This window comes from Paraburkholderia haematera, from assembly GCF_905220975.1.
In the GTDB taxonomy this organism is placed as follows: domain Bacteria; phylum Pseudomonadota; class Gammaproteobacteria; order Burkholderiales; family Burkholderiaceae; genus Paraburkholderia; species Paraburkholderia haematera.
The window spans coordinates 198732-217513 of sequence record NZ_CAJNBK010000008.1 but is presented as its reverse complement, the minus strand read 5'-3'; the positions used below and the strand labels follow the sequence as shown (position 1 = coordinate 217513).

Annotated in this window: 15 protein-coding genes; 10 read left to right on the top strand and 5 right to left on the bottom strand. The window is 62.4% G+C overall.

The window, feature by feature from the left end:
* Window positions 1–79 precede the first annotated feature (79 nt).
* The 8 genes from KHO23_RS17075 to KHO23_RS17040 all read left to right on the top strand — a co-directional run bounded on the left by KHO23_RS17075 (window position 80) and on the right by KHO23_RS17040 (window position 10952).
* Complete coding sequence (locus tag KHO23_RS17075) at window positions 80–664, top strand: amino acid synthesis family protein (protein WP_211612391.1); 585 nt, start codon at window positions 80–82, stop codon at window positions 662–664.
* A gap of 18 nt (window positions 665–682) precedes the next feature.
* Window positions 683–2623 carry an ABC transporter permease gene (locus KHO23_RS17070; RefSeq protein WP_211612390.1) on the top strand — a complete coding sequence of 647 codons (1941 nt, stop codon included), beginning with the start codon at window positions 683–685 and terminating at the stop codon, window positions 2621–2623.
* On the top strand, window positions 2620–3429 hold the full coding sequence (locus KHO23_RS17065) for an ABC transporter ATP-binding protein (protein ID WP_211612389.1): 810 nt from the start codon (window positions 2620–2622) through the stop codon (window positions 3427–3429). Before KHO23_RS17070 ends, KHO23_RS17065 begins: the two co-directional genes overlap by 4 nt.
* On the top strand, window positions 3426–4139 hold the full coding sequence (locus KHO23_RS17060; protein ID WP_211612388.1) for an ABC transporter ATP-binding protein: 714 nt from the start codon (window positions 3426–3428) through the stop codon (window positions 4137–4139). Before KHO23_RS17065 ends, KHO23_RS17060 begins: the two co-directional genes overlap by 4 nt.
* Window positions 4140–4230: 91 nt before the next feature.
* Window positions 4231–5430 carry an amidohydrolase family protein gene (locus tag KHO23_RS17055; protein ID WP_211612387.1) on the top strand — a complete coding sequence of 400 codons (1200 nt, stop codon included), beginning with the start codon at window positions 4231–4233 and terminating at the stop codon, window positions 5428–5430.
* Between the two features lie 31 nt (window positions 5431–5461).
* Window positions 5462–5968, top strand: a complete 507-nt coding sequence (locus tag KHO23_RS17050) for a (2Fe-2S)-binding protein (RefSeq protein WP_211612386.1) — start codon at window positions 5462–5464, stop codon at window positions 5966–5968.
* Window positions 5965–9576: a molybdopterin cofactor-binding domain-containing protein gene (locus tag KHO23_RS17045; RefSeq protein ID WP_211612385.1), complete on the top strand. Its 3612-nt coding sequence runs from the start codon at window positions 5965–5967 to the stop codon at window positions 9574–9576. Before KHO23_RS17050 ends, KHO23_RS17045 begins: the two co-directional genes overlap by 4 nt.
* A 167-nt stretch (window positions 9577–9743) precedes the next feature.
* On the top strand, window positions 9744–10952 hold the full coding sequence (locus KHO23_RS17040; protein ID WP_211612384.1) for an ABC transporter substrate-binding protein: 1209 nt from the start codon (window positions 9744–9746) through the stop codon (window positions 10950–10952).
* Window positions 10953–11828: 876 nt separating this feature from the next.
* Here the strand turns inward: KHO23_RS17040 and KHO23_RS17035 are convergent.
* Both KHO23_RS17035 and KHO23_RS17030 read right to left on the bottom strand, forming a co-directional pair.
* Window positions 11829–12080 carry a hypothetical protein gene (locus tag KHO23_RS17035; protein ID WP_211612383.1) on the bottom strand — a complete coding sequence of 84 codons (252 nt, stop codon included), beginning with the start codon at window positions 12078–12080 and terminating at the stop codon, window positions 11829–11831.
* A 262-nt stretch (window positions 12081–12342) separates the two neighbouring features.
* Window positions 12343–13671 carry an aspartate aminotransferase family protein gene (locus KHO23_RS17030; protein WP_211612382.1) on the bottom strand — a complete coding sequence of 443 codons (1329 nt, stop codon included), beginning with the start codon at window positions 13669–13671 and terminating at the stop codon, window positions 12343–12345.
* Between the two features lie 157 nt (window positions 13672–13828).
* On the opposite strand from KHO23_RS17030, the gene KHO23_RS17025 reads away from it, so the two are divergent.
* Window positions 13829–15244 (top strand): aminotransferase-like domain-containing protein, encoded by a 1416-nt coding sequence (locus KHO23_RS17025; protein ID WP_211612381.1) that lies wholly within the window; start codon window positions 13829–13831, stop codon window positions 15242–15244.
* A gap of 12 nt (window positions 15245–15256) precedes the next feature.
* Here KHO23_RS17025 and KHO23_RS17020 read toward each other — a convergent pair whose 3' ends face one another.
* Entirely contained in the window at window positions 15257–15886 is a 630-nt protein-coding gene (locus KHO23_RS17020) for a LysE family translocator (RefSeq protein ID WP_211612380.1), read from the bottom strand.
* Window positions 15887–16071: 185 nt separating this feature from the next.
* On the opposite strand from KHO23_RS17020, the gene KHO23_RS35565 reads away from it, so the two are divergent.
* Entirely contained in the window at window positions 16072–16728 is a 657-nt protein-coding gene (locus KHO23_RS35565; RefSeq protein WP_211612379.1) for a hypothetical protein, read from the top strand.
* Between the two features lie 155 nt (window positions 16729–16883).
* Here the strand turns inward: KHO23_RS35565 and KHO23_RS17010 are convergent, their stop codons facing one another.
* Together KHO23_RS17010 and KHO23_RS17005 are read right to left on the bottom strand one after the other, a co-directional pair.
* Window positions 16884–18236: a phospholipase D-like domain-containing protein gene (locus tag KHO23_RS17010; protein ID WP_211612378.1), complete on the bottom strand. Its 1353-nt coding sequence runs from the start codon at window positions 18234–18236 to the stop codon at window positions 16884–16886.
* 29 nt (window positions 18237–18265) lie between these two features.
* A complete protein-coding gene (locus KHO23_RS17005) occupies window positions 18266–18607 on the bottom strand; it encodes a hypothetical protein (protein WP_211612377.1) in 342 nt (113 codons plus the stop codon).
* Between the last annotated feature and the right edge of the window lie 175 nt (window positions 18608–18782).

Below are 18782 nucleotides of genomic sequence, written 5' to 3'. Positions count from 1 at the left end.
CGGCGTTTGATCCACGCAATGCGCCGAAGCAAAAAGCTGAAGCAACAGGCAGAACACGCATCGAAACCCGGAGGGTGACATGGCAATCAAGCTTCGCAAGCTGGTCGTGCAGGTCGATGAAACACGCATTGAAATGGGGCAGGCCGTCGAGCCGCCGGCACGCCGTGCAGTCGCGATTGCGGTGATCGACAATCCCTACGCGGGCCGCTACGAGGCGAAGCTGGACGCGCTGATCGAAGCCGGCGAAGAACTCGGTGCGTTGCTCGGCAACAAGTGCGTCGAAGCGCTGGGTATTAAACCAGGTGAAGCGCAAAGCTACGGCAAGGCGGCGATCGTCGGCGAAGCGGGCGAGCTCGAACATGCGGCGGCGATCCTGCATCCCAAGCTCGGCGCTCCGCTGCGCGTCGCGGTGGAAAAGGGCGCGGCGCTGGTGCCGTCGGCGAAAAAAATGGGTACGCTCGGCACCGCGATCGACGTGCCGCTGGGCCACAAAGATGCCGCCTTCGTGCGCAGCCATTTCGACGCGATCGAGGCGCGGGTGTCCGACGCGCCGCGAGCGAACGAAATCGTCGTGGCCGTTGCCGTGACGGCTTCGGGCCGGCCGCTGCCGCGCGTCGGCGGCTTGCAGGTGAGTGAAATCAAGGGCGAAGACGGGTTGCGTTGAGTCATTTTAAGGGTCGCGATGTTTTCGAATTTGCTGGTACAGCTGGTCAACGGACTCGCCGACGCGTCGACGCTGTTTCTCGTCGCCGCCGGTTTGTCGTTGATCTTCGGCGTGACGCGCATCGTCAACTTCGCGCATGGTTCGTTCTATATGTTCGGCATCTATGTCGCGTATAGCATCGCGAGCCGTTTCGGTCATACGGCGGGCGGGTTCTGGTTGTCGGTGCTGGCGGCCGCCCTGGTGGTCGCGGTGCTCGGCGCGCTGGTCGAAATGATCGTATTGCGGCGCATCTACCAGGCGCCCGAGTTGTTTCACCTGCTGGCCACCTTCGCGCTTGTGCTGATCTTTCGCGATGCCGCGCTGTGGCTATGGGGCCCGGAAGACCTCTTCGGACCGCGTGCGCCGCATCTGGCCGGCGCAGTCGATTTTCTCGGCCATCCGCTGCCAACCTACGATATCGCGCTGATCGTGATCGGGCCGGTGGTGTTACTGCTGCTCTGGTATGCGTTGACGCGTACGCGCTGGGGCACGCTGGTGCGCGCCGCAACGCAGGATCGCGAGATGCTCGGCGCGCTCGGCATCAATCAGGCGTGGCTGTTCACCGGTGTGTTTTTCGTCGGTGCGTTTCTCGCCGGGCTGGGCGGGGCGCTGCAAGGGCCGAGGATGTCGGCGAATTTGTCGCTGGATCTGGAGACTATCGGCAATGCGTTCGTCGTCGTCGTGGTCGGCGGCATGGGGTCGATTCCGGGCGCGTTCGTCGCGGCCTTGCTGATCGCCGAGATCAAGGCGTTGTGCATCGGCATCGGCCATGTGTCGGTGTTCGGTATCGATCTGTCGTTGAGCCGCTTTACGCTCGTCGCGGAATTCGTGGTGATGGCGGTGGTGCTGGTGGTGCGGCCCTGGGGATTGCTGGGGAAGGCAAGCGCCGCGGTGCGTGGCATGGCGGCGCCTGAAGCGCCATTGAGGCCCGCAGGCAAACGCCTGAAATGGTTGGCGGCCATCGCTTTGCTGGTGCTGATACTCGCGCCGCTGGCGGCCAATGCGTTTCCCTACATGCCGGTGCTGCTGGTCGAAATCCTGATCGCCGTCTTGTTCGCAACGAGTCTGCATTTCATCATGGGCCCGGGCGGCATGCATTCGTTCGGCCACGCTGCGTATTTCGGCCTGGGCGCATACGGGGCCGCGCTGTTTCTCAAAGTGTTGAATCTGCCGATGGAAGCCGCGCTGCTGCTCGGCCCCTTGCTCGCAGTGGCGGGCGCGCTCGTGTTCGGCTGGTTTTGCGTGCGCCTCTCAGGCGTCTACCTCGCGATGCTGACGCTCGCGTTCGCGCAAATCGTCTGGTCGGTCGTGTTCCAGTGGGACGACGTGACCGGCGGCAGTAACGGCATTCTCGGCTTGTGGCCGTCGAACTGGTTGTCCTCGCCGGTGGCTTTCTATTATTTGACGCTCGCCTGTGCGGTGTTGGGTGTGTGGCTGCTGCGCAAGATGCTGTTCTCGCCGCTTGGCTACGCGATGCGGGCGTCGCGCGATTCGGTGCTGCGCGCCGAGGCAATCGGCATCGACGTGAAACGCGTGCAGTGGGCCGCGTTCGTCGTCGCGTCGCTGTTTTGCGGCCTCGCCGGATCGCTTTATGCCTTCTCCAAGGGGACGATTTCACCAGAGGTAATTAGCGTGAGCCGCTCGGTGGATGGCCTCGTGATGGTGCTGCTCGGCGGCCTGCAAACATTGACAGGCCCGATCGTTGGCGCTGCCGTTTTCACGTGGTTGCAGGACACCGTTGCGCGGCAAACCGATTATTGGCAGGCGTTGCTGGGCTTCGCGATCCTGCTGCTCGTGATTGCGTTTCCGCAGGGCATCGTCGGTTTCATTCGTGAGCGTTTTGGCGACGACACGGTGGATAAGGCGGAAGAGCGTTCCGCAGCGCCATCGCAAGGTACGGCGATCAAGGAGGGGCTATGAGCTTGCTGCGCGTCTCTGGTCTCTCCAAATCGTTCGGCGGCCTGAAAGCGGTCGACGACGTTTCCTTCGATCTCGAAGCCGGTCAATTGCTGGCTCTGCTCGGTCCGAATGGCGCGGGCAAGTCGACCTGTTTCAATATGGTCAACGGACAACTGCGGCCGTCGTCCGGTTCGATTCGCCTCGACGATCATGAACTGGTCGGCATGCAGCCGCGCGATATCTGGCGGTTGGGCGTCGGCCGCACGTTTCAGATTGCAGCAACCTTCAATTCAATGACCGTGCTCGAGAACGTGCAGATGGCGCTTGTCTCGCGCGAACGCAAGACGTTCGGCCTGTGGAAACCCGCAGGCTCGCGCTACGCCGATGAAGCCATGACGCTGCTCGAACAGGTCGGCATGGGCGCCGACGCGAACCGCGCTTGCGGCGTGCTCGCCTACGGCGACGTCAAACGCGTCGAACTCGCTATTGCGCTGGCAAACCGCCCCAAGCTGCTGCTGATGGACGAACCCACTGCCGGCATGGCGCCAAAGGAGCGCAACGAGCTGATGGCGCTGACCAAGCGTCTTGTCACCGAGCACAAGATCGGCGTGCTGTTTACCGAGCACAGCATGGACGTTGTATTCGCGTACGCCGATCGCATGATCGTGCTCGCGCGCGGCAAGCTGATCGCCGAGGGCGACGCCGAAACGATCCGCAACGACGCACGCGTGCAGGAAGTCTATTTCGGCACCGGCAAGACCTTCCAGCCACGCGCGCCGCTGCATGAAGCGGCAGGCGGCCATCAAGGACAAGGGGCGCTGCAATGAACGAGCCTATGCTGAAAGTCTCCGGCCTCAATGCGTTCTATGGCCGCGCGCACATCCTGTTCGACGTGGGCCTTGAAGTGGGTCGCGGCGAGGTGGTTGCGCTGATGGGCCGCAACGGCGCCGGCAAATCGACGACGATGAAAGCGGTGATGGGTTTGCTGCCACGCCGCCAGGGCGAAGTACGGTTTCGAGGGCACAACATCACGGCGTTGCCGCCGTATCGTATCGCCCGCATGGGGATGGGTTTCGTCCCCGAAGACCGGCGCGTGTTCTCGGATCTGACGGTGATGGAAAACCTCGATACAGGCCGTCAGCCGCCCCGCGAGGGCGCGCCGCAATGGACGCCGGAAAAACTGTTCCGCCTGTTCCCCAATCTCGGCGAAATGCCGAAACGCCCAGGCGGCCAGATGAGCGGCGGCGAGCAGCAGATGCTCACGGTCTCACGCACGCTGATGGGCAATCCGTATCTGGTGCTGCTCGACGAACCGTCCGAGGGCGTCGCACCCGTGATCGTCGAACAGATGGCGAACATGATTCTCGAACTCAAGCGTGAAGGGCTATCAATTCTGTTATCCGAACAGAATCTGCACTTCGCCGAGCTGGTCAGCGACCGCGCATACGTCCTCGAAAAAGGACAGATTCGCTTCAGCGGCACGATCGGCGAACTCGCAAAGAACGAAACAGTGAGGCGGGCTTATTTGAGCGTGTGATTCCATCGGCGCGAGGCGTGCAGGGTATGCATGCGCGCTGCGCAGGGCAGTCATTGCGAACCGTTGCGAACGGTTTCGAAAGGAGAGGCAGATGGCAGCAGAGACGTTGACAGGCTTGTCGGGCAAGGTCGCCGTAACGAACATTGGTCTGCTGTTATCCGGCGATATCGACCAACCGATTCTCGACGCGGACACGCTGGTGATCGACGACGGCGTGATCGTCGCGTTCGGCCGCGAGAAAGATTGCGACCTCGAAGGCGCGCGGACTACCGTCGACTGCAAAGGCACCACGGTCGCGCCGGGCTTGATCGACTCCCACGTACATCCGGTGTTCGGCGACTGGACGCCGCGGCAGAATCAGATGGGCTGGATCGAATCGAATCTGAACGGCGGCGTGACGACTATGATCTCCGCCGGCGAAGTGCACTTGCCTGGCCGTCCGAAAGACGTGCTCGGCGTCAAGGCGCTCGCAATTACCGCTCAACGTTCGTTCGAAGGGATGCGTGGCGCGGGTGTCGGTGGCGGCGTGAAAGTTATGGCGGGTGCCCCGGTGATCGAGAAGGGCATGATCGAAGAGGACTTCAAGGAGCTCTCGGAGGCGGGCGTGAAACTGCTCGGCGAAGTGGGTCTGGGCAGCGTGAAGGGCGGCGAGGAAGCGGCGCAGATGGTCGCGTGGGCGCGCAAGTACGGCATTCAAAGCACGATTCATACGGGCGGGCCGTCGATTCCCGGTTCGGGTCTGATCGATCGAGACGTGGTGCTTGCGGCCGACGCGGACGTGATCGGCCACATCAACGGCGGGCATACATCGCTTTCCTATCGGCACGTATGCGATCTGTGTGAGCAATCGAGCCGCGCGCTGGAAATCGTTCACAACGGCAACGAACGGATCGCCTTGCTCACCGCACGTCATGCGATCGAATTGAAATGTCCGCATCGAATCATTCTCGGCACCGATAGCCCGGCGGGCTCCGGCGTGCAGCCGCTCGGCATTCTGCGGATGATCGCGCTGATTTCCAGTCTCGCGGATATTCCTGCTGAAATCGCCTTCTGCTTCGCGACAGGCAACACGGCGCGGCAACGCAATCTGCGGCAAGGGCTAATCGAAGTGGGTCGCCCCGCCGACCTCGTTTTCATGGACCGCGCGCAGCACACGGCAGCCGATACGCTGCTGGAAAGCGTGCAGCTCGGCGACATTCCCGGCGTTGGCATGGTGATGATCGACGGTCTGATCCGCTGCCGGCGCAGCCGCAATACACCACCGGCGACCGAAGTGCCGGTGGTGCTGTGAACGCGCGCCGCACGGCGTGGCTGGCACGGTCATGAACCGCCCGGCGCTTCTTACGCTGCACGTCAACGGCGCGACGCATGTTGTCAGCGCCGCTGCCGACACGCCGCTGCTTTATCTGCTGCGCAACGACCTCGCGTTGAACGGTCCGAAATTCGGTTGCGGCCTCGGCGAATGCGGTGCGTGTACCGTATTGCTCGACGGCATGCCGACGCGTTCATGCGTGACGACCGCGAAGGTTGCGCTAGGGCGTGAGATCACCACGCTCGAAGGACTCGGTACGCGTGCCGCGCTGCATCCGGTGCAGCAGGCCTTTATCGAAGAACAGGCCGCGCAGTGCGGCTATTGCCTGAACGGCATGATCATGACCGCTAAAGCGTTGCTCGATCGCGATCCGCACCCGAGTGTCGAGACGATTCGGCGGGAATTGTCGCGCAACCTCTGCCGTTGCGGCACGCATGTCGAGATCGTGCGCGCGGTGCAGCGCGCGGCGGTTTTGCTGGCCGAGCAACCGGCGCTGGACCAGGGAGCGTGTGCATGACCGGGCCGGATTTCAGTGTCGATCGCCGGGCCGCGCCGCCGTCGCGGCGGCAGCTTTACGACGCGCAGAACGTGCTGATCGTCACGCGGCCGCCGCAAGCGCCGGTGCGAGCGGCGATTGGACAGCCGGGTTCGCGCTCTTCGTTCACGCCGACGGAAGCGGACATGTTTCTCGTGGTGCGCGACGACGGCACGGTGGTCGCCTTCAACGGACATGTCGATCTCGGCACCGGCATCGGCACGGCGCTCGCGCAGATCGTCGCGGAAGAACTCGACGTGCCTTTGACGCGTGTCTCGATCGTGCTGGGACACACGAACGAAGCGCCGAACCAGGGCCCAACGATTGCGAGCGCGACGATCCAGATTTCGGCGGTGCCGTTGCGGCACGCGGCGGCGCAGGCGCGGCAGTTTCTGCTGGCTGAAGCGGCGCGACGCTTGAACGTGAGCGCCGACACGCTCGATGTGCGCGACGGTGTGGTTTTTCTGCGCGACAGCGGCAGCACCCAGGGTATCGGCTACGGCGAACTGATCACTGGACGGCGAGTTGAATTGACGCTCGCCACCGATGCGCCGCTGAAATCGCCTGATGCGTACAAGATCGTCGGCAAGAGCTCGCCGCGTGTCGATATCCCCGCGAAGGCCACAGGCGAATTGAGTTTCGTGCACGACGTGCGCGTGCCGGGCATGTTGCACGGCCGCGTGGTGCGGCCGCCTTATGCGGGTGTCGCGCAGGGTGAGTTCATCGGCAATAGTCTGCTGCATGTCGACGAGAATTCCGTCAGCGACTTGCCCGGCGTCGTCAAGGTGGTGGTGATCCGCGATTTTGTCGGCATCGTGGCGGAGCGCGAAGAAGTCGCGCACCAGGCGGTGAAGCGCTTGAATGTACAGTGGAAAGCCATGGAGGGTTTGCCGCCGCTCGAAACCAGCGAAGAAGTGGAAGCCGCGCTCAGAGCCAATCCGGCCAAACGGCGCGATCTGGTGATCGAAGGCGATATCGATGCAGCGCTCGCGCAAGAGGCTGCCCGAACGCTGGAACGCACCTACGTATGGCCGTTTCAGATGCATGCGTCGATTGGACCCTCGTGCGCGGTGGCCGATTACCGCGATGCGAAGCTGAAGGTGTGGTCGGGCACGCAGAATCCCCATTCGTTGCGTGCCGATCTCGCCCTGCTGATGGCGCTGGACGAAGCGCACATTGAAATCGTGCGTATGGACGCGGCAGGCTGCTATGGCCGCAATTGCGCGGACGACGTCGCCGCCGACGCCGCGCTGCTATCGCGCGCAACCGGCAGTCCGGTGCGCGTGCAACTATCGCGCGAAGACGAGCATGCGTGGGAGCCCAAAGGCGCCGCGCAATTGATGGACGTGCGCGGCGCGTTAGATGCCGAAGGCGAACTCGCGGCATACGACTTTGCGACGCGCTATCCGTCGAACGACGCCCCCACGCTAGCGTTGCTTCTTACCGGAACCGTGTCCGCGGAGCCGCAAGTATTCGAAATGGGCGACCGCACGTCCGTGCCGCCGTACGACTACCGGACCATGCGCATTGTCTGCGACGACACGCCGCCGATCGTGCGGGCGTCGTGGTTGCGGGGCGTTTCCGCCTTGCCGAATACGTTCGCGCACGAGTCTTTCATCGACGAACTCGCGGCAGAAGCGGGCGTCGATCCCGTTGAGTTTCGGCTGAAGCATCTCACTGATCCGCGCGCGATCGATCTCGTCAAGGCGGTCGCAGAGAAGGCGGGCTGGCAACCGCGTACCACCGCTTTGAAAGAAGCTCAAGAAGAGGGCGACGTTGCGCGCGGCAGAGGCTTCGCCTACGCCCGCTACGTGCACAGCAAATTCCCCGGCTTCGGCGCGGCGTGGTCCGCGTGGGTCGCCGACGTCGAGGTCAATCGCAAGAGCGGAGAGCTTGCTGTTACGCGCGTGGTGGTCGGGCAGGATACCGGCACCATGGTGAATCCTGATGGCGTGCGTCACCAGATACACGGCAATGTGATCCAGGCGACGAGCCGCGCGCTGAAAGAACGCGTGACGTTTGGCGAGAACGCGGTGACGAGCCAGGAGTGGGGCGCGTATCCGATCCTGACTTTCCGTGAAGTGCCGGTGATCGACGTGGTGATGATGCCGCGCCACGGCGAGCCGCCCATGGGCACGGGCGAATCGGCTTCGCTGCCGGGTGCGGCGGCGATCGCCAACGCGCTGTACGACGCGACCGGTGTGCGCTTTCGCAGGCCGCCGTTCACGCCCGAGACGATTCGCGCCGCGCTCGCCGATGCGCAAGCGGATGACGCGGCGGCGCGCAAAAAACGGCGCCGGCGGCTCGGTTTTCTCGGTGTAATCGCCGCGGGCGCGGCCGGCTGGCTAGGTGCACTGGCTTTGGCGCCACACGCCATTGCACCGATTACGCCACCGCTCGCGAGCGCGTTCGCGCCCGACCTGGTGGCGCGCGGCAAACTGCTTGCGTCGCTGGGCAATTGCGCGGTTTGCCATACCGCGCACAACGGCGTGCCGAACGCGGGCGGCAAACCGCTCGATACGCCATTCGGCACCGTCTACAGCACCAACATCACGCCGGACGGTCAGACGGGCATCGGCACATGGTCGCTCGACGCATTCGTGCGGGCGATGCGCCAGGGTATCAGCCGCGACGGACACCGTCTGTATCCCGCGTTCCCCTACACATCGTTCCAGAACACGTCTGACGACGATCTGAAAGCGCTCTACGCATACCTGATGGTGCAGACGCCGGTGCGCTTCCGTCCGCCGGAAACGAAGCTGGCGTATCCGTTCAGCGTGCGTCCGTTGATGGCCGCATGGAACGGGCTGTTCCTCGGGCGCAATACATTTGCGGCCAGTGCGACGCAAAGTGCGCAATGGAATCGCGGGGCGTATCTCGTGAACGGCCTCGGCCATTGCAGTGCATGTCATACCCCGCGCAATGCGTTCGGTGCCGAGAAAACCGGCTCGGCCTTCATGGGCGGCGGCATGGCGGAGGGATGGGAAGCGCCTGCGCTGTCGACGCTTTCCAATGCGCCCGTACCCTGGAACGAGGAGGAGCTGTTCAGCTATCTGCGCTACGGTCACGCACCGCTGCACGGTGTCGCGGCCGGGCCGATGGCGCCGGTGGTCAGCGATCTGACGGCTTTGCCCGACAGCGATATTCGCGCGATGGCCACGTATCTGGCGTCGTTGAATCCCCTTGAGGCCAACGCGGATCCCGTGGCGATGGCGCGTCAATACGAGCAGGCCAGCACGATGACGGGTACGGCGACCGGCCTCGGTGCACGTCTTTTCGACGGCGCGTGTGCGGCCTGTCATCACACGGGCAGCGGGCCGCAATTGTTTGGCGCGCATCCCTCGCTGGCGCTTAACACGAATCTGCACAGCGCGACGCCCGATAATCTGATTCGCGTGATTCTCGATGGGATCGGCTCGCCTGCGCGCCCCGAACTCGGTACGATGCCGGCTTACCGCGACAGTTTCAACGATGCCCAGGTTGCCGAGCTCGTGTCATATCTACGTCAGCAATTCGCCGGCGGTAAGCCGGCATGGCAGGACGTCACGGCGAGCGTCGCCAGAATCCGCGGGACACCGCGGGCGGAGTGAAATTGCCAAACGCATTGCAGCACGGTTTGCCGTGTTACTTGTAGCATCGCTTGAAGTAGCGCTTGCAGCAGAACTTGCAGCACGGCTCGCTGACCGAATCGCGAAACGCTTCAACGCTTGATAAAAACGACCGCATTCCCGCAATCCTTTTGATAACGGAGAAACGCATGACCACGCGCGCAGGATGGATCTCTCGCCTTACGGTTTCAACGGTTCTAACGCTCGCGGCCTTTGGCGCGAGTGCGCAGCAGACCATCAAGATCGGTGAAATCAACAGCTACAAGGCGCAGCCTGCCTTTCTCGGGCCTTACAAGAACGGCTGGAATCTCGCGCTCGACCAGGTGAATGCGGCGGGCGGCGTCCTTGGCAAACAGCTCGAAGTCGTGTCGCGCGACGACAACGGCAATCCGGGCGACACGATCCGTGTCGCGCAGGAGTTGATTGCGCGTGAGCAGGTGCAGTTGTTGTTCGGCGGATTCCTGTCGAACACGGGTCTCGCGTTGACCGACTTCGCGAAGCAGAAGAAGATTTTCTTCCTCGCGGCCGAGCCGTTGACCGACAAGATCGTTTGGGCCGACGGCAACAAATACACGTACCGTCTGCGCCCTTCGACTTATATGCAGGTTGCGATGCTGGTGCCTGAGGCGCTGAAGCTGAAGAAGAAGCGTTGGGCGCTCGTGTATCCGAATTACGAGTATGGGCAATCGGCGGTGGCGACGTTCAAGAAGCTGATGATGGCGGCGCAGCCGGACGTGCAGTTTGTCGCCGAGCAGGCGACACCGCTAGGGAATGTCGATGCGGGCGCGGTCACGCAGGCGATCGCCGATGCGAAACCCGATGCGATTTTCAACGTGCTTTTTGGTGCCGATCTTGGCAAGTTTGTGCGTGAGGGTAATACGCGCGGGTTGTTCAAGGATCGCAGCGTGGTGTCGTTGTTGACGGGTGAGCCGGATTATCTCGATCCGTTAGGTGCCGAGGCGCCGACTGGCTGGATCGTGACGGGCTACCCGTGGTATTCGATCGATACGGCGGCCAACAAGAAGTTTGTGGATGCGTATCAGGCGAAGTATCACGATTATCCGCGACTGGGGTCGGTGGTGGGGTATTCGGCGTTGATGTCGATCGCGGCTGGGATCAAGAAGGCTGGGTCTACTGATTCGGATAAGCTCGCCGCCGCGTTCAAGGGGCTAGGGGTGGAGACGCCCTTCGGGCCGATTACTTATCGGGCGCAGGATAATCAGTCGACAATGGGGGCTTTTGTCGGTGTCACCGGTCTTAAGGATGGCAAGGGGGTGATGACTTCGTATCGGTATATTGATGGGGATAGTGTGCAGCCTTCTGATGCTGAGGTTAAGAAGTTGCGGGCGAGTGAGTAATTGGTTTTTTGCCTGCTCGGCGGTTTGTTTGTGTTTTTATTGTGTTGGACTTTCCTTGATTTGTTATTGGTTTATTAGCGTTCCCCCTGTGCGGGGGGCACCTACTTTTCTTTGCCTGCCGCAAAGAAAAGTAGGCAAAAGAAAGCGGCTCAAACCGCTAATTTTTAAGCGGGTCCCCTGGCTCGGAGGAGGCAGTGGTGCATCTGGAATCCGTGCCCCCGCACATTCACCGTTAGTGACTAAGGGCTCATCAGCTCCCACTCCGCACTGCGTGCGTCGCGGACGGGTCTGCATGGGAAACCAGGGGCTTCGGTTGTGGGCGGTGGGGGCCATCGGCTTCGCCCCGGCGAGACACTGAATGCGCAAGTATTGCAGCGCTTCGTCTGTATCGTTGCTTCACTTCGAACCCGCCAGCAAGTCGCGTCTGACCGCACAGGTCAAAGTTCGTACTTCGAATGAAGCATCGAAGCTCAGAAACGATTGAAACAATTGAAGCGAAAGAGGCAGAAGAGGCGAGCAACTTGCTACAGGCCGAGCTACCTTAGTGAATGAGGGAGTGTGAGCGAGAAAACGCAGCGGGTGGTTTGAGAAGTACCGTTCGGCGCGCGCAGCGCCGCTGGAAGTATGACTGCCTTGTCACCTACGCCGAATGTGCGAAAACACAGATTCCAGATGGACCACTACCCCCTCCGAGCCAGGGGACCCGCTTAAAAATTAGCGGTTTAAGCCGCTTTCTTTTGCCTACTTTTCTTTGCGGCAGGCAAAGAAAAGTAGGTGCCGCCCCGCACAGGGGCAACGCTAATAGACCACTAACAAAACAAGAAAAGGCCAACCCCACAAGCAAACAGAAAAAGCGCCGAGCAGGCAAAAAAACCGTCATTCCTCCGCATCATGCTCAATCACAAACCGCCTCAAATAAGCCAGCACAGCGGCTTCCACAGCCCGATGATCAGCGGTACTTCTAGACCCCGCATTTTCCTCATCGCCAAACAACGAAGACGGCGCGTTATGCACATCAACTTCCTGGCCTTCGCGAAACACGCGAATCTCGTGAACGTCTTCAGCGTACTCAGCAATCCAATGCACGCCTTCAATATGCGCGCCTGCGCGAACGGTAGGTATCTTCATGGACGTCTCCCGTCGGGCCGGACCACGGCGCCAACCCTTGCCATCACCATACGCCGTCCAGGCGGCAGGCGCGAGCGTTGTAGGGCAATTTCCCGCGGTTTCGCTGCGCTGCAGCGAGCGTCCCAGAAGATTGACGCTGTCACCGGTGGTGCCTCGCAAACGCCCGCATCACACAAAGAGCGCCAAATCTCCAGTAGATCGATAAGCTGCGCGCGAGAGGACGGCGGCGCCGCCTCATTCGCGCCGCCTCTCTCCAGCCGTCTTACTGCACCGTCGCCAGCACGTCACCCACCGTCTTGAAGATGTGCGCGATCTGCTCTTCGTCGATGATGAGCGGCGGCGAGAACGCGAGGATGTCGCCGGTAAAGCGCACCAGCACGCCCGCCTCGAAGCACTTCACGAACGCTTCGTAAGCACGCGCGCCCGGCGCGCCGTCGCGCGATTCGAGTTCGACGCCCGCGATCATGCCGAGATTACGAACGTCCTTCACATGCTTCGCACCGCGCAGCGAGTGAGCGGCGGCTTCGAACTTCGGCGCCATCGTCGCCGCGCGCTCGAACAGGCCTTCGCGGCGATACAGGTCGAGCGTCGCAACGGTTGCCGCGGCCGCTGCCGGGTGAGCCGAGTACGTGTAGCCGTGGAACAACTCGATGGCACCCTGCGCGCCGCTGTTGACGATCGTGTCGTGGATCGTGCGGCTCGCGGCCACCGCGCCCATCGGGATCGCGGCGTTGTTGATCGCCTTGGCCATCGTGATCAGGTCCGGCGTCACACCGAAGTATTCGCTCGCCGTCGCCTTGCCGACGCGGCCGAAACCGGTAATCACTTCGTCGAAAATCAACAGGATGCCGTGCTTCGTGCAAATCTCGCGCAGCTTCTGCAAATAGCCTTGCGGCGGAATCAGCACGCCCGTCGAGCCGGCCACCGGTTCGACGATCACGGCAGCGATCGTCGACGCATCGTGCAGCGTAACGATGCGTTCGAGTTCGTCGGCAAGATGTGCGCCCCAGGCCGGCTGGCCCTTCGAAAACGCGTTGTGTTCAAGGTTATGCGTGTGCGGCAAGTGGTCGACCGCGGGCAGCAGCGCGCCGGAGAACGTCTTGCGGTTCGGCGCGATGCCGCCGACCGAAATGCCGCCGAAGCCCACGCCGTGATAGCCGCGCTCGCGGCCGATCAGACGCGTGCGCTGGCCCTCGCCACGCGAACGGTGGTACGCCAGCGCGATTTTCAGGGCGGTGTCGACCGATTCAGAGCCGGAGTTCGTGAAGAAAATCCGGTCGAGACCTTCCGGCATCAGTTCGGCGACTTTCGTGGCCGCTTCGAATGCCAGCGGGTGGCCCATCTGGAAGGTCGGCGCGAAATCGAGCGTCGACAGTTGCTGGGTGATCGCAGCAACGATTTCGTCGCGGCCGTGGCCGGCGTTCACGCACCAGAGGCCCGCGCAGCCGTCGAGCACTTCACGCCCGTCCGTGGTGCGGTAGTACATACCCTTGGCCGATTCCAAGAGGCGCGGCGCAGCCTTGAACTGACGGTTGGCGGTGAAGGGCATCCAGAAAGACGACAGGTCGTCGATGACGGGGCGCGAAGTCATGGTTTTCTCCTCGAAGTGGTCCCCCGAGGGACTTCCTTCGGGGCATAGCCAAAACTGTAGCGTTCGCGGTTTAATGGCGGCATAAACAGTTGACGCAGTGTGGCGCTAACTGTGTTGGTGGAATTGCGATAACTGTGTCGACTCCTCACTCCCGATCATGATCGAACTACAACTTGAGCGCGACCGACGCGCCGCACCCACGCTCGTCGAGCAGGTCGTGCAAGGTTTCGCGCGCGCCATCGAGGCGCAGTCGCTGCGCGCCGGCGCACTCTTGCCCTCGGTGCGGCAGTTGGCGCAAAGCCATGAACTGAGCACCTTCACGGTCACCGAGGCGTACAACCGTCTTGTTTCGATGGGCCTCGTGGTGGCGCGGCGCGGGTCCGGTTACCGCGTGGCGGCGCGCTTGCAGTCCGCGCGGGCCGCCCCGACCGACTGGCAGCCGCCGAGCCTGACCGCGACCTGGCTGTTGTCCGACGTGTTCGCCGACCATTCGGTGCCGATCAAGGCGGGCGGCGGCTGGTTGCCCAACGAGTGGATCAATGAGACGGGTTTGCAGCATGCGTTGCGTGCCATGAGCCGGGTGCCGGCGGCGCGGCTCGGCGACTACGGGCATCCGTACGGCTTCGCGCCGCTGCGCGAGCGGATCGCCGAGCAACTCGACCGGCGCGGTTTGCCGGTCGACGTCTCCAACGTGCTGCTCACGCAGGGCGCGACGCAAGGGCTCGATCTGATCGTCCGTACGCTGCTGCGCGCCGGCGACGCCGTGATCGTCGAAGATCCCGGTTATTGCAATCTGTTGCAGATTCTCAAGCTGGCGGGACTGGTGGTGCATGGGGTGCCGCGCACCCCTGCCGGCGTCGATACCGAGGTGCTCGAAGCGCTGGTCGCGCAGCACAAGCCGAAGGCGATTTTCGTCAACACCACGCTGCAGAACCCAACCGGGGCGACCTTCGGCATGTCGGCGGCGTTCCGTTTGTTGCAGATCGCCGAGCGTCAGCGCATGTGGGTGATCGAAGACGATGTCAGCCGCGAACTGGCGCCGCCCGGCGCGCCCCTGTTTGCCGCAATGGAAGGCTTGCAGCGCGTGCTGTATGTCGGCGGTTTTTCGAAGACGGTGACGCCGGGGCTACGCTGCGGTTATGTAGTCGCCGAGCGGGCGGTGTTGCGCGAACTCGCGCGCACGAAGATGGCGGTGGGCTTGACCTCGTCGGAAGCGATCGAGCGGATCGTCGACAAGGTGTTGCTCGAAGGGCGCTATGCGCGTCACGTCGAAGCTGTGAACGAGCGGCTCAAGCTTGCACACGCGACCGTCGAGGAACGGCTCGATTCGCTGGGCCTCGAACTGTTTCACCGGCCGCGAGCCGGCCTGTTCCTGTGGGCGCGGCTACCGATCGAAGCGGAGCGCGCGGGAGAAGTGGCGACCGCCGCGCTCACGCACGGCATCTGGCTTGCGCCCGGCTCCTATTTCCGTCCCGACGACGCTCCGAGTGCCTGGTTCCGTTTCAACGCGCCGTACTCGACCGACGACGCGTTGTGGCGTTTCATCGAGCGAGTCGGGCAGGGCGCGATCTAGCCGTGCTCGTTCTTAAGCGGACTGGCCGAGCAGCTTCAGCGCGATCGGATACAACGAGAGCACCAGCAGCACCGCCATCACCACATTGAAAATGCGCAGCCGCTTGGGGTCCGACAGCACGCGCCGCATCGCAGTGCCGAAACCGGCCCACAGGCAGATGCACGGAAAACCGATCACATAGAAGATCACCGCCATCGCGACGGCGTTCACGCTGGTGCTCTCGCTCAGGTGGATCGTCGTGGCGGCGGTCAGCACCATCATCCACGCTTTCGGATTGACCCACTGAAACGCGATGGCTTCATGAAACTTCATGGGGCGGCGATCGCCTTTCTTGACCTTCAGTTCGCCCGACGTGCCGATTTTCCACGCGAGATACAGCAGATACACGACGCTCGCGACTTCGAGCACCGTGTACAGCACGGGAAAGTGCACGAAGGCTTCGCCGAGACCAATTCCCACCGACAGCATCAACAGGACGACCCCGGCGCTAATGCCGGAGAGATGCGGCAGCGTGCGGCGAAAGCCGAAGTTGACGCCGGAGGCCAGCAGCATCGTGTTGTTCGGACCGGGCGTAATGCTCGTGGCGAGCGCGAACAGAATGCCAGCGGGCAGCGCGCTGAGGCTGAGACTGAGGAAAGACATGGGTGGCTCCGTTGGCGGTCAATAGGACCTTTGGAGCATTCTAGCGAAGCATCCCGGTACAGTACCTGTACGGTTTGCGGGATGGTGTCCGGTACAGGTGACGGGGTAATCCGTACAGGAACCGAGGTTCCAATGACAAATAAACGATATATACTGTTTATACAGTTATTAACGCGGAGGACCACATGACAACACCCGTCACCAAAGAGCACACCAAGAAGACGTTCCATTTCCCCAAGAGCTCGCCCAGGCACGCCGTAGATGGCGCGGAGCCGGCAGCCGCGGCTGAGCAGCCGGCGCAAGCGGCGCCTGCAGTCGAAAAGGCGCCCAAAGCGAAGCGTGCGGCCACCGCGGAAGCAAAGCCTGTCGTCAAGAAAGCGGCGAAAAAGGCCAAGCGCGCGGCGAGCGCAGAAGCGAAGCCCGCTGTTAAGAAGGCAGCCAAGGCGAAGCGCGCGATCACTACGGAAGCGGCGCCCACCGTCAAGAAGGCGGCCAAAGCGAAGCGCCCGGCAACTGCCGAAGCAGCCCCGGTCGTCGAGAAAGTAGCCAAAGCGAAGCGCGCCGCACCCGCGGAAGCTGCGCCGGCCACCGCGCCCGAAGCCAAGAAAGCCAAGCCGCCGAAGAAAGAGAAAGTCGTGCGCGACAGTTTCACGATGCCGAAATCGGATTACGAGAAGATCGCGTCTCTCAAGCAGAAGTGCCTCGACGCCGGCGTGTCGGTCAAGAAGAGCGAACTGTTGCGAGCAGGGTTGATGATGCTGGAGTCGGCCGCGCCGCAGCGCCTGCTGGCCGCGGTGTCGTCGCTCGAGACCGTAAAGACGGGGCGCCCCGCGAAGGGCTGAACCCGGCACCGTGGTTGGACGCAAGGTTTAGCGGAAGGCGTACCCGCCCGGGCGGTGTCGGACTGCAGCGCATCCGGCTGCAAGTTCTCGAGCCGCATGGGCGGGTACGAAGCGTCATCATTGCATCGCCATATTGCCGGGCGGTGACGGACAGATTAACTCGCCACCGGCGAAGCCAGATAATTCCAGTCGTGCAGGAAAATCTGCTCGAAATAGGCCGCGGCATCGGCGCTATGAATGATCAGACCCGCGTCGCGATTGCGCAGCGTGCCGTCCGCCGACCAGTTCTGACTGCTGACCAGAACGACATTTCCGTCGACGACAATCCCCTTGTTGTGAACGTTCGCCTGCCGGCGCAGCACGGAGGACGGCACGCCTGCCGCGATCAGTTTCTCAACCCACGCGTCGTTCTGAAACTGACTGGTGATCAGTCGCACGTCGAGTCCGCGGTCGACGAGCGCCTTCAACGCTGCAATCAACGCGTCGTGTTCTGCGTCGTCGGGGCGTCCGCTCGGATGGATATATTGCGTCTGCATGTAAAAGTGCTGCTGCGTGGACTCAATGAGCGCCAGAACATGAGGCTGATAGTTATCGGGTGTGAGTAGTGGCTGGATCGTCACGTTCTCAGTCAATGTCTTCGGCGCGAAAAACTGGTGCGGCGCCCTGCCGGCTGCGAACGCTTCGATCGGAACCTCGAGAGCGGCAGCTCCCGCCATATTCATGCGTTGCGCCTTAGCGTGATCGATCGCGTTGCGAGAGACCGTAGAGTCGTGCTGCAGGAATGCGCGGAACGTGTTTGCCAACGCCTTGCTCGTGACGATCACATGCCAGTCGCGATCGTGCGTCTCGGCGAGCTTGCGTGCGGCCGCCACGTTCGACAGATCGATCTCCGGCTGATTGCTGTTATTCCAGTTGCCCGAAGAAAGCCAGAAGGTATCGTCTTCGCGCACGGCCACCTTGATGTGATACGCGTTGGGATAGATCCAGACGGGCGCCTTTGGATCGGCATTGGTGAGCGCCCACGTACCGGAGAAGCGCTCGCCCAGCTTGCTCGATAGATCGGTTTGGGTTTCCTCGTCGGTCTGGTCGGCCGTGGGATTCTTCGCGGGATGGTCGAGCGTGAGCGTCAACTTTTTGCCATCGGCAAGCGCGGCCTCGACCGCGGTGAGAATGTGCGCGGACGTGAAGTCGTACATGCCGACCACCAGTTCTTCGCGAACGCCGGCGATGAACTTCGATAGCTCCGCCCATCCGGCATCAGGGCTCGCATGCAGTAGCAGCGAGACCTGCTCCGTCACCGAATCGAGACTCGCGCCGGGCGCCGGCGTGTAGGGAATCTCTTCCTTGTGCGCGCGGGCAGCGGCGTCTGCTCGGCACTCCCATCGTCGGCCTGAGGTACGGTGGCGGATTGCGACACAATTCCGGCACAAACAATCAGCATGGCATGTCTCTCTGGAGAAAGCGGAATGGCTCATGTGCAGCGTGACGCGTTGATATGGCGTAGCCATGACAGCAAATCTCGAGAGTTCCAGATCCATCAATCGACGCAGTACCGTCCCTGCAGTTCCAGGTGCAACTGGACGAGCCACGCACGCGCGCAATAAGCGTCGATCGATGCCTGGTCGGCGGGCTCGTCGATCAATCTCACCTGGTGGGCTTCAAAAGCCGCGTCGAACGCGCGGCGTGCCGCCCATCTCAACGAGAGCATGACGAGCAGTGCGAATCCGATCGTGGCTACTCGATAGGGCAGCAAGGGCGCGTTATCGTCGAACAGGCCCAATAGCACGGATAGGCTCAGGCTCGGGAGGGTGGCGATGCATGTCGAGAGGCAGAGAAGGACGGCGTTTGCGCGCAGTGCGGTGGTCGTGGTGGATTTCATCGAGTGGGTTCCGCGATCGGATGTCGCTCCCAATGCTGAACGCGCATGACTTACCCGACACTTACCTGTGCGCACTGCCGCTGACGTCCCGCAGCCGCGGTATTCGCCCATGGCCCCTGCCGCTGCCGGACGTGTCGGTCCGCACCGCTTTGAGTAAGTAACGAGTAAGTCCAGC

What these genes read in the sequence shown, in the direction of transcription:
- KHO23_RS35565 (WP_211612379.1), top strand. Translation starts at nt 16,072, where the DNA reads ATGACAACACCCGTCACCAAAGAGCACACCAAGAAGACGTTCCATTTC.
- KHO23_RS17055 (WP_211612387.1), top strand. Translation starts at nt 4,231, where the DNA reads ATGGCAGCAGAGACGTTGACAGGCTTGTCGGGCAAGGTCGCCGTAACG.
- KHO23_RS17035 (WP_211612383.1), bottom strand. Translation starts at nt 12,080, where the DNA reads ATGAAGATACCTACCGTTCGCGCAGGCGCGCATATTGAAGGCGTGCAT.
- KHO23_RS17045 (WP_211612385.1), top strand. Translation starts at nt 5,965, where the DNA reads ATGACCGGGCCGGATTTCAGTGTCGATCGCCGGGCCGCGCCGCCGTCG.
- KHO23_RS17060 (WP_211612388.1), top strand. Translation starts at nt 3,426, where the DNA reads ATGAACGAGCCTATGCTGAAAGTCTCCGGCCTCAATGCGTTCTATGGC.
- KHO23_RS17040 (WP_211612384.1), top strand. Translation starts at nt 9,744, where the DNA reads ATGACCACGCGCGCAGGATGGATCTCTCGCCTTACGGTTTCAACGGTT.
- KHO23_RS17065 (WP_211612389.1), top strand. Translation starts at nt 2,620, where the DNA reads ATGAGCTTGCTGCGCGTCTCTGGTCTCTCCAAATCGTTCGGCGGCCTG.
- KHO23_RS17070 (WP_211612390.1), top strand. Translation starts at nt 683, where the DNA reads ATGTTTTCGAATTTGCTGGTACAGCTGGTCAACGGACTCGCCGACGCG.
- KHO23_RS17010 (WP_211612378.1), bottom strand. Translation starts at nt 18,236, where the DNA reads ATGGCTACGCCATATCAACGCGTCACGCTGCACATGAGCCATTCCGCT.
- KHO23_RS17030 (WP_211612382.1), bottom strand. Translation starts at nt 13,671, where the DNA reads ATGACTTCGCGCCCCGTCATCGACGACCTGTCGTCTTTCTGGATGCCC.
- KHO23_RS17075 (WP_211612391.1), top strand. Translation starts at nt 80, where the DNA reads ATGGCAATCAAGCTTCGCAAGCTGGTCGTGCAGGTCGATGAAACACGC.
- KHO23_RS17050 (WP_211612386.1), top strand. Translation starts at nt 5,462, where the DNA reads ATGAACCGCCCGGCGCTTCTTACGCTGCACGTCAACGGCGCGACGCAT.
- KHO23_RS17020 (WP_211612380.1), bottom strand. Translation starts at nt 15,886, where the DNA reads ATGTCTTTCCTCAGTCTCAGCCTCAGCGCGCTGCCCGCTGGCATTCTG.
- KHO23_RS17005 (WP_211612377.1), bottom strand. Translation starts at nt 18,607, where the DNA reads ATGAAATCCACCACGACCACCGCACTGCGCGCAAACGCCGTCCTTCTC.
- KHO23_RS17025 (WP_211612381.1), top strand. Translation starts at nt 13,829, where the DNA reads ATGATCGAACTACAACTTGAGCGCGACCGACGCGCCGCACCCACGCTC.